Source organism: uncultured Gimesia sp., assembly GCF_937910335.1.
Taxonomy (GTDB): Bacteria; Planctomycetota; Planctomycetia; order Planctomycetales; family Planctomycetaceae; genus Gimesia.
The window spans coordinates 1-11,237 of record NZ_CALEMX010000547.1 but is presented as its reverse complement, the minus strand read 5'-3'; the positions used below and the strand labels follow the sequence as shown (position 1 = coordinate 11,237).

The window sequence follows — 11,237 nt, the reverse complement described above, 5'->3', positions numbered from 1 at the left end:
AACACGTCCATACTTAATTCCTTGATTTCAAGGAATTATTAGAGGAACCCTTAAGCAAATCTATGGCAGACACAACCAAAGCAGAACTTGTCGAAGAAGTGAATCAGCTTCGACGTCGTATAAGCATCTTAGAGCAACAACGCATAGACTCCGCGCATGTCAACTTCTCAATCACCAATGAGGACACCAAAGAAAATTCATGTGATCCAAATTGGTTGAATCAAATCTACAGAGATGCGCCAGTTGGTCTTTGTTATTACGACACTCAACTACGATACATTAACATTAATGAATGGCTCGCCGCTCTTAACGGACTCAAAGTCGAAGAACATATCGGGCATACACTCAGCGAGTTGTTTCCGGAGCTTGCGGCGAAGATTGAAGATCAGCTCCTCTACGTAATCGAAACTGGAGAACCCATTCTGGAAGGATCCATTTGCACAGAAACTCCCGCCGATCCGAATGCACAAAAGTATTTTCAATTCAGTTTTGTCGCGGTTAAATCCGATGCTGGCGAGGTTGTGGGTATCAATTGCGTGGTCATTGAAACGACAGAGCAAATGCGCGCAGAAGCAATGCTGCAGAAATCGCAAAATGAAATGGAGCATCGTATCTCGGAGCGGACACATGAACTAGAAGTAGCGAACGCGCAATTAGTGTCCGAAGTAAAGGAACGAAAAGCAGCCGAGCAATCACTAAAATCAGATCAACGTAAGCTGCAAATCTCACTCAATGCCACGGGGACAAGCTGCTGGGAGATCAACCTTAAAACAGGTGAACTTACCGCACAAAGGCCTACGACCACATGGATGGGATATGAACCAAACGAAGTTCCCCAAAGCCGGGAGGGGTGGAAGGGCTTGATTCATCCTGATGATGTCGATATTCCGAAAAACAAATTTATGGATCATCTGGAAGGTCGTGCCCCCCTCTATGAGTGTGAGTACCGTGTGCGGGGAAAATCGGGTGAGTGGTATTGGACACTCGACCGAGGCATTATCGTTCAACGCGAAACCGATGGCTCTCCCTTACTGGTAGTTGGTACGGATACGGATATCTCAGAGCAAAAGCAAGCCACAGAAGCGTTACACAAGAACCAGCAGTTCCTGAAAAACATTACCGACTCAGACACTCAATTAGTCTGGGTCTATGACTTAAACGAGCAGCGACATATCTATGCGAACCCTTCATTAGCCAATTTTCTCGGACGCCCCATTCAAGAAATATCCACGTGTCCGGGAAGCTACATCCGCCAGCAAGTTCACCCGGATGATCTGGAAATTTACGACTCTCATGGTCGGCGCGTCCGCAAAGCAACTGATGTTGAAGTATTGTCTCGTGAATTAAGACTTAAGAATCATACGGGTGAGTACCGTTGGCTCTCAGCGCGCGATGTTGTGCTGGAGCGTGACGCAACAGGTTCCCCGTTACAGATTCTGGGTACAGCCGTTGATATCACAGAACAAAAACGGGCTGAGTGTCTGTTGACGGGAGAAAAGAAGATCCTTGAGGTCATCTCTTCTTCAAGTTCCCAAGATGGAGGTTTGACTGAACTCGTGGAGTTCATAGAAACACAATCCGATGGCATGATCTGTTCAATTTTACTGTTGGATGAGGAGGGCCTTCATCTGCGACACGGCGCATCAATTAGCCTGCCTGACGAGTATAATCGGGCAATCGATGGGATAGAGATCGGTACTGGTGAAGGATCTTGTGGAACAGCAGCTTATTCCAATCAGTCGGTGATCGTTTCCGATATTGCCAGCGATCCACTGTGGACGAATTATCGCGATTTCGCCATGAAGCATGGACTTCGTGCCTGCTGGTCCCTTCCGATCCAATCATCTACCGGGAGCGTACTGGGTACATTTGCGATGTACTATAACAAACCGCGCAGCCCGGATGCGTTCCATGAAATGCTGACAGAGCGCGCCGTTCATTTGGCATCCATTGCGATCGAGCGAAAAAAAGCAGAAGACAAATTGACTCAAAGTGAGCAAAAACTGCGTCGCGCACAGCAGATCGCGCATGTTGGTAGCTACGAGGTCAAACCAGACGGTTCCCCCATGAACTGGTCAGACGAATGCTACCGGATCTTTGGACTCGAACCAAAAAGCCAGCTTCCTTCGCGAGAACAAATGCTCAACCAAATCGTTCATCCTGATGATCGAGGCTATGCAAATCGCACGTTCCAGAAATCTCTGAATGAGCGCAGTTCCTTCAGCTACGAATATAGAGTATTGCGACCAGACGGATCAATTCGCTGGGTCCACAGCAGAGGCGAGCCAATCCTTGATGAAAGAGTGCAGATCGACTTAATCCAGGGCACTCTGATGGACATCACTGATCGTAAATTGGCGCTTGGCCGGTTGGACGAATTTAATGTCGCACTCTCAAACGCAATGCCCGGAATATCGCGCCTTAATATCGACGGTCGCTATGTCGAAGTGAATGATGATTACGCCAAGGCGTTGGGATATGAACCTCACGAGCTTATCGGAGGCCCCTGGAATCCGACAGTTCATCCCGACGATATGACTGATGCCATACAGGCATATGAAGATATGTGCCGTGATGGCAAGTCCGAGTTTGAAGCACGCGCTGTAAGGAAAGATGGATCACTGTTTCACAAACAGGTTTTGATGGTCAGAATTGCCGATGCAGCCGGTACAATGACAGGGCACCACTGTTTCATGCGTGACATTTCCGAACGCAAGAGCGCGGAAGCCGCCCTTCTTGAAAGCAATGATAGATTCCGCACGATCTTCGAGTCGGTGCCGGAATGTGTCAAGCTTCTCGATGCAGACGGTAAATTGCTGGACATGAACGCAGCCGGTCTGGCGATGATAGAAGCTGATTCGATCGAAGACGTACGTGGTGAGTCCGCCTATAAATTGATTGCGCCAGAGTACCTCGATGAATTTATCACAAACGGGAAAAAAGTTTTCGAAGGCGAATCGAACACACAAGAATTCGAATTCATTGGATTACGTGGCACACGACGCTGGATGGAAACGCATCAGGTTCCGCTTCGTAACTCGGTCGGCAAGACAACAACTCTGCTCGCTGTGACACACGACATCACTGAACGCAAACGTGTTGAAGAAGCGCAACGCGCCAGCGAGCATTGGTTTCGTTCGATTTTCGAACAGGCGGGAGTGGCTGTGGGTGTCGTCGAATCGGAACCAGGAAAACTCGTCCGGGTAAATTCGAAATATGCGAAACTCCTCGGGTATTCCAGCGAAGAACTCGTCGGCCTGACTTGGATGGAACTGACTCACCCGGAAGATATTTCCCAAGATCAAGTCAAGATGGACGAATTAATCGAGGGTCGGATTCAAGATTTTTCAATCGAGAAACGTTTGATCCACAAAACTGGCTCGGTAATCTGGATCAACTTGACAGTTTCGTCTATGTGGCAGCCTGATGAGGAACCTGGACAACACATTGTCATCATCGAAGACATCACGGCGCGGAAACAGGCTGAGGCTGAAATCAAGTCTCATATACGGCAAGAGGCTGTCGTTGCGGAACTTGGCCAGCGCGCGCTCGCCGGTGCTGACCCCTCCGAATTAATCGAGGAGTCCGTCTCCGTCATTTCAACCGAGCTTAGCGCTGAGTATGCGAAAATAATGGAACTATTACCAGATGGAAAATCTTTGAGATTTCGTGCTATGGTTGGCTGGAATGAAAGCGCACTGCAGAGTCGCATCATCTCAATTCAAAGCCGCTCTCAGGCTGCTGCCACATTACGTTCAAATGAGCCGATTATTGTAGAAGATCTGGCTGCCGATGGGCGATTCGACGTTACACTCTCATTATCTGATCATGTAATCGTCAGTGGAATAACAGTAGTGATATCGGGTAAAGTTCGGCCATTCGGCATTCTGGGTATTCACACTTGCGAGAAACGCGCATTTACGAAGCACGACATCAGCTTTCTCCAGGCGATAGCTAATATTCTAGGCGAAGCCATTGATCGGAAGCTTGCTGAAGAGGCGCTCAAGGAAAGTGAACATCGACTGCGATTGGTGACGGATTCTATACCCGCATTTATTTCCTACATGGGAGCTGATCGATGTTATGAGTTCGTCAACAAACGATATGAATCAACATTTGGCCTCGAACGGGCGCAAATCGTCGGTAAACCCGTGTGGGACATTCTGGGTGAAGAGTATTACGAGTTGATCAAGCCTCGCCTCGATTCTGTACTCGCCGGTAATCCAGTTAAGTATGAATCGGTCGTCCAAATCGAACAAATCGGCAAACGTACGCTCAGTAACGAACATGTGCCCGACAGAGGACCGGATGGTACGGTCCGTGGATTCTATACGCTCGCCGTCGACATCACAGATCGTAAAAAAACAGAAGATGAACTTAACACGATCTTTGAAATGTCACTGGACTTAATTTGTGTAGCTGACATCGAAACGGCCACGTTTGTTAAAGTCAATCCATCCTTTCTTCGATTGCACGGTTACAGTGAGAATGAAGTTTTGGGCCGCACGTTTCTGGACTTCATCCATCCAGACGATGTTGCCCCTACAATTCTAGTGATTGAAGAGGAACTCAAGCTTGGCAATAAGGTTCTGAGATTCGAGAATCGCTATCGAACCAAAGAAGGTGAATATCGATTCCTTGACTGGAGCTTTAACCCCAACCTCGACAGCGGATTGGCATATTCAATTGCTCATGACATCACTGAGCGAAGAAATGAGGAAGCACAGGCATGGAAACAACATAACGAACTGGCACACATGTCACGCATCAGCACAATGGGGGAAATGGCCACCGGCATCGCACATGAACTCAATCAGCCTCTGATGGCAATCGCAGCATACAGCTTCGCTGCAAACAGGCTGGTTGAGCAAGCTAAGATCAGTCCTCTCGAAATTCAGGAAATTCTTTCTAAACTGGAAGACCAGGCAATTCGTGCAGGTGATATCGTTCGGCGATTACGTAATTTCGTGAAAAAAACTGAATCTTTGCGAAAGTCGATCGATCTAAACATGCTCATCCAAGACGTTGCCATTTTCGTCGAGCCGGACAGACGTCAATCTGAGACCAAACTCACATTCCGATTCATCAAACCAGCTCCGCGCGTACTCGTCGATGAAATTCAAATTCAACAAGTTTTGGTAAATCTGATCCGAAATGCCATAGACGCCATGCAAGAGTTGCCAACCAGCCTACGTGAAGTCACGGTCTCGACTCATATTCTGCAAGACAAACATGCTGAAGTTACCGTCTCTGATTCTGGAATCGGTCTCAGTCATGAAGAATTCGAGCAGGTCTTTAATGCCTTCTTTTCAACGAAACCAGAAGGCATGGGAATGGGATTGCCGATCAGCAGATCCATTGTAGAAGCACACGGCGGAAAATTGTTTGCAGAACGGAATCATGTTTCTGGCATGGCTTTCAAATTCACATTACCTCTGGAGGACTGTAATGGATAATGAACCAGAACAGATTCCAACCGTCATAATTGTGGATGACGAATCTGCAGTCAGAAATGCTTTAAGCCTTGTTGTGCAGGCTATGAATTTTCAGGTGAAGTGTTTTTCTTCCGCAAGCGAATTCCTGGAGAATATTGAGTCGAATATCATTCAGGGTCCTGCTTGTCTTATTACGGATTTACAAATGCCGGAGATGAGTGGCATTGAACTTCTTGAGCAACTCAATTCACTGGGCAAACAATTTCCTGTCATTCTCACAACGGGACATGGAGACGATGCACTTAAATGCAAATCCGAAAAGCTTGGCGCTACCTTTCTTGAAAAGCCCTTTCGCCCCGCCAAACTGCAAAATATGATTACCACAATTCTGAACCAAGTTTCTAGCAAAACAACCGCGACTTAGAGATGAATGTAACCGGACTTTGACCTGTGATACATTAAGGCCAGAGCTGGATTTGACTTTTCTGTGCATTCTCACTTGTGTTTCTCGTGCATGACCTGCAAAATAAATTTCTCATAGTGCATCACTCCTAAGAGAAAAGAGACACACCATGCTGAAAAATACTCTGCCTGCTATTCTTTGTTGTTTTTTTCTCTCGGCAGTTCATGCAAACGCAGTCGAACCCCTGCTTGTCGAACAGGGTTTACCTCGCGCTGAAATCATCATCAGCGAACAGCCTGCACGAACGACGCGGCTCGCGGCACAAGAACTGCAAAACTATGTCGAAAAAATCTCCGGTGCCAGGTTTAAGATTGTCACCGAACCAAGTGGCAAGTTTCCGTTCCGAATTTTTGTTGGTCGTAGTTCCCATACGGACAAACTGGGCATTACGGATGAAGGGCTGAAGTACGGCGCCTATCGCATCGTCTCTGGCGAGAAGTGGCTGGTCCTGATCGGTGAAGATACGAATTTCGTGCCCATTGAACCCTGGCCTCGAAACAACAACGATCTCGTCAGTGGAAAAGTCCAACAGGCTTGGAACAATATCACAGGCGCACACTGGGGTTATCCACATTCTCAGCTCTATAAACACTATTCTGGTTCTACAAATCTCTTTGGAACTCCTAAGGAGCAACATGTCGACAAAAACGGAAATGTAAATGTATGGGGATTTGATGAGCGGGGATCATTCAATGCGGTGTGCGGTTTTTTGCGCAGCCTGGGTGTGCGATGGTATTTGCCGGGTGAACTGGGCGAAATCGTACCTGAGTTGAAAAACATCTCTCTGCCGAAGGTGGATCAGATCGTACGGCCCGATTTTCCTCTGCGGACGATAAACTTCCGCTTCGGTGTCTATGGACGCGATGCGGCGTTGTGGGCAATGCGTCTGGGTGTGCGTCAGCCTTACGGACGACAAGCCGCTCATGGACTAGACCATATGACAGATAACGAACACACCCTGAAAAACCATCCTTTTTGGTTTGCATTATATGGAGGAAAACGGCATAACCAGATCGGGGATCGACTGCATCAGTTATGTTATTCGAATGAAGAACTTTTTCAGGAAACCGTGCGTTATGCCCGCGCACAGTTTGATCATTTTAATATGGACGTGGTCTCAATCATGCCACCCGATGGTTACACAGCGATGTGTCAGTGTAAACTCTGCGAGGGCAAAGACACGCCGGAGCATGGCTATCGCGGGGCGCTTTCAGATTATGTATGGGAGTTCGTCAACCGCGTTGCGAAAGAAGTACGCAAGACACATCCTGACAAAAAGATCTCTAATTGTGCTTATGGAACCTACACGCAGCCGCCACAGAATATTGACAAGCTGGAACCGAATGTGCAGGTCATTATCGTAGGCGGCCGCCGACCTACAAGTGAAGCGCGCGACGATTTACGCCAATTACGTAAAGACTGGAGTAAGAAGACCGACAACCCGATTATCATTTTCGAAAACTATCCTTTCACCGGCCGTGGTTTCTATTTGCCAGCCTTTATCCCACGCACGATCGGAGAGAGCATCAACGCGACCAAAGGCGTTTCGCGCGGCGAAGATATCTGGCTCACGATGGATTTTCGCGAGAATGCCATCGGCTACAATCACTTCCTGATCTATTTCACAGCCCGGATGTACTGGGGTGGTAAAGCGCAAAGTGCGATTAAACTATTTGACGAATATTGTGATCTTTTTTATGGACCTGCAGCAAAACAGATGCGAGCATTTTTCAGTTATTGTGAAGATCATTGGCGCGAGATGGAACAGGACGGCGACAAGGCGAACCGCGCTTTGGAACTTTTCGCTGTGGCGAAATCTAAAGTCGACGCTGATTCCGTTTACGCTCGTCGAATCCAGTTGATTGACAACTATCTCAATGGATTACGCAACAAAAGCGTACAACTGGCACAGAAGCGTGGTCCCGTATCACGTTTACGTCTCGTTTCCGGTTCACGTGGCGAAATCGTGATCGATGGTAAACTCGACGATAAACCCTGGCAGAAATGTCCTAATGCTTCGACCGGCGGACTTCGTGAACTGCAAACTGGACGCCAGCCAATTTATGGTACGTCGATCAAAACGAGCTGGATTGGAAATAATCTCTATTTTGCGATTCGTTGCGAAGACCAGAAAGGGGAAAAGCTGAATGTCGCAACGACCAAAAATGGGGATCAGGCGCTCTGGTATGGAGATGCAGTAGAAATTCTACTGGAGACGGAGTCACACAGTTATTACCAGATCGTAGTCAATCCCGCTGGTGCGTTGATCGACCTTGACCGTGGTGCAGACAGGAAAAACTGGTTCCGTTGGGAATCTCAGGCCGAAGTTGCCACGCATGTAGCCGACGATCATTGGACAGTCGAAATTCGAATCCCGATAGTACAAGATGAAAACGATCCTCTGCATCAGGTAATTGGACACAAACCAACACAAAGCCTGCCCTGGCATATCAATGTCTGCCGACAACGCATCCGCAAGAACGGCTCAGAGTATTCCGCCTTTTCTCCAACGGGAACTGCTGGTTTTCATAAGCCGATGAAGTTCGCACATTTTCATCATGGCCTTTCGCATCAATTTGATGCAGATCCGAGTGTGACAGATTATCTCATTGGAAGCCGGGCCGCTTCAGATTTGATGCGCAAGCGTAAATACAAGAACGCGCTAGACTCATATTTCGCTCTGAGCGCTGTCAAGGACACGACCGATTTCCAGAAATCTGACGCACTTCAGTATGCGGCACGTTGTGCGCGGAGCCTGAAAGAGTTTGATCGTGCCAACGATATCGCAGAACAGATTCCACTTACTTCCGTAACAAAAACTGTGCAGATGGAGAATTTACTGGCGCAGCGAAAGTTTGATGAGATTATTAAACAGTTCGGTGACGAAAATTTTGCAAAGTGGCCTTTCTGGCAGATTGGTTCCGGTGCCTTTGCACGTGCTAGAGCTTATGTCAGTGTGAAAGCGGGTGACAAAGCGGAGTCAGATCTTCAGACGGCTTTGGTATACACGTCTGACAGGCGCATCCGAACCAACATTCTCGCATTGATGGGGGAGAACCGAGAGCTGAATTTACATAAAGAGGATGCTGCTTTGGCGGCTTATCGTCAAAACTTCGAATCTATTGCCAACATTGGCGGGGCGGATGAGTTTCGATCTGTATTAGGCGCGGCCCGAATTCTGAGGAGGCAAGGAAAGTTTGATGAGTCGCTAGCAACGTTACATCGCGCGAAAATTGAAAAACTCAAAGGTTATTGGCGACATGCACTACTGCTGGGAGTCGGAGAGACGTTGGCGGCAGCTAACCGGAAAGAGGAAGCGCTCAAAACATTTCAGGAAATTCTGAACGACAAAACATCGGCAGCAGGCCAGCAGCGCATAGCTGAAGAACATATCGAGGGTCTCAAGCAGAAATAAAGTCCGCACATATAGAATAATATTTCTTCCGATCTCATATTGACACCTGCGACATAACGTCCTACCCTACCTGCGACATTATGTCCCATGTCGGAGGTAGGAGATCTCAATGGTTCGAAATTCACGCGACGTAACGAATGCAGAATTAAGTGTTTTGCAAGTATTATGGCAACATGGGCCATTAACGATCCGGTCCATTACCGAGATTCTGGAACCGGAACGTGTGGACGCGTACTACTCCACCGTCAAAAAACTACTTGAACGTCTTGATGCGAAAGAGTTCGTGCAACGAGAAGCAAAAGGCATTGCTTTCCAATACGAGGCTGCCATCGATCGAAATGATCTGGTTGGTCGTCGGCTACAAGAAGTCGCTGAAACGCTTTGTGAAGGTTCGTTGACGCCATTGCTCACTCAACTGGCTCAGCATCATGACCTGAATAAAAAACAACAAAAAGCGTTAATGGATTTGATTGACGATCTTGCCAAACAAGAAAAACGATAAAATCAAACGGAGTTGGATATGAATACTTTTCTGAATATGTTGATCAGTAACGTTTTTGTAACGGCGTGCCTTTTTGCCATCTTGATGGTGTTTCGACGTCGAATCAAAAACCCCGCTGTGTTACATGCATTTCTATTACTGATCCTGGTCAAGCTGATCACGCCAGCCTACTGGCAACCCAAGCTGGAACTGATTCCGAATACATCGGTTATCGAAACTGCGAAAGTTAACGAAGAGGGACAAATTCAATCGCCATTGAAATCTCTTTTCTCACGACAGAAGACGCAGAACAAACAGCCTGTATCACAAATCGAATCAGCATCTTCGAATGATATCACGCCAACAAGTGAGACAATTACGGAGGTTGTACAACCAAAACAACTCGTTGAAAATCAGAAAGAAGAAGATGGTCACGCGTGGTTCGTTCAACTCAAAACCAATTCAGAGTTTCGATCTTTTGTATTCACACGCCTCGTGATGATTGTCTGGTTCATAGGAACTGTCGGTTGGTTTTTGCTGGCTGTCTGGCGTATTACTCGATTCCAGTGGTTCCTGCGCTCCGCACAACCCGCGTCTGATCATGTAAAGCAAATGACAGCAACATTAGCAGCACGAATTGGTTTGAAACATGTCCCTAAAATTGAAATGGTTGATGGTAATATATCGCCTCTCTTGTGGGCCTGCTTTTCACGGGCGCGGATTATTCTTCCAGTCGGTTTGCTGGACCAGATAGATAAGGCAGAACTTGAGACGTTATTGCTACACGAACTGGCGCATTACCGTCGCGGCGATCACTGGGTGCGTATTGTCGAGTTACTGGTGACCGGCGTTTATTGGTGGTATCCCATCGTTTGGTTGGTTCGTCGTCAAATTAGAATTGCTGAAGAACAATGTTGCGATGCCTGGGTTGTCCAGACACTTCCCGAAAAACGGCGATCGTATGCAGAAGTACTGGTCAAAGCAATCGGCTATATTTCACGTCCAACACACGTTACGGGCGCAACAGGAATCGGTTCTGCTCACGTTCTGGAACAGAGGCTCAAACGTATCATGTGTGATTCGTTAAGTGGTAACATCTCGCGACGAGTAAAATTCTGTGTTGCAGTCATCGCAATGATATTACTGCCCTTCGCTCCTATGCTGGGGCAGCCGTTAACACAAACGGTTGCTGCGAAAGATAAAGAGACACTGCCAACGCCGCAAGAGATTCTTACCGGGTATCGTGCGAATCTCAAAAAGCTGATGCCGGTTGAGATGAATTATAGGATACGGACGATAGAGAATATGAATTGTGTTCATTTTGACAGAAGGGAATTGAAAGGTGCCGAAGCCTTTCTGAATTTAGATCGTTCGGAGTTTAATAAGAGTATAAACCGATATTTCCCATTTGGGTTGAGCCAGGAATCGATCCAGGCTCGAATC

The 11,237-nt window shown here is 47.4% G+C and carries 5 protein-coding genes; all 5 read left to right on the top strand.

Annotation, left to right across the window (positions count from 1 at the left end; genetic code table 11):
• Positions 1 to 62 precede the first annotated feature (62 nt).
• On the top strand, positions 63 to 5,456 hold the full coding sequence (locus Q0668_RS22520; RefSeq protein WP_298868782.1) for a PAS domain S-box protein: 5,394 nt from the start codon (positions 63 to 65) through the stop codon (positions 5,454 to 5,456).
• Entirely contained in the window at positions 5,449 to 5,859 is a 411-nt protein-coding gene (locus tag Q0668_RS22515) for a response regulator (protein WP_298868781.1), read from the top strand. The genes Q0668_RS22520 and Q0668_RS22515 overlap by 8 nt, the downstream gene beginning before the upstream one ends.
• Before the next feature lie 148 nt (positions 5,860 to 6,007).
• Entirely contained in the window at positions 6,008 to 9,313 is a 3,306-nt protein-coding gene (locus Q0668_RS22510; RefSeq protein ID WP_298868780.1) for a DUF4838 domain-containing protein, read from the top strand.
• Between the two features lie 109 nt (positions 9,314 to 9,422).
• Positions 9,423 to 9,815 carry a BlaI/MecI/CopY family transcriptional regulator gene (locus Q0668_RS22505; protein ID WP_298868779.1) on the top strand — a complete coding sequence of 131 codons (393 nt, stop codon included), beginning with the start codon at positions 9,423 to 9,425 and terminating at the stop codon, positions 9,813 to 9,815.
• 18 nt (positions 9,816 to 9,833) lie between these two features.
• Positions 9,834 to 11,237, top strand: a 1,404-nt coding sequence (locus tag Q0668_RS22500; RefSeq protein WP_298868778.1) for a M56 family metallopeptidase, incomplete at its 3' end; no start/stop codon positions are given.

Coding starts and splice junctions, on each gene's coding strand:
- Q0668_RS22520 (WP_298868782.1), top strand. CDS start 63: ATGGCAGACACAACCAAAGCAGAACTTGTCGAAGAAGTGAATCAGCTT.
- Q0668_RS22515 (WP_298868781.1), top strand. CDS start 5,449: ATGGATAATGAACCAGAACAGATTCCAACCGTCATAATTGTGGATGAC.
- Q0668_RS22510 (WP_298868780.1), top strand. CDS start 6,008: ATGCTGAAAAATACTCTGCCTGCTATTCTTTGTTGTTTTTTTCTCTCG.
- Q0668_RS22505 (WP_298868779.1), top strand. CDS start 9,423: ATGGTTCGAAATTCACGCGACGTAACGAATGCAGAATTAAGTGTTTTG.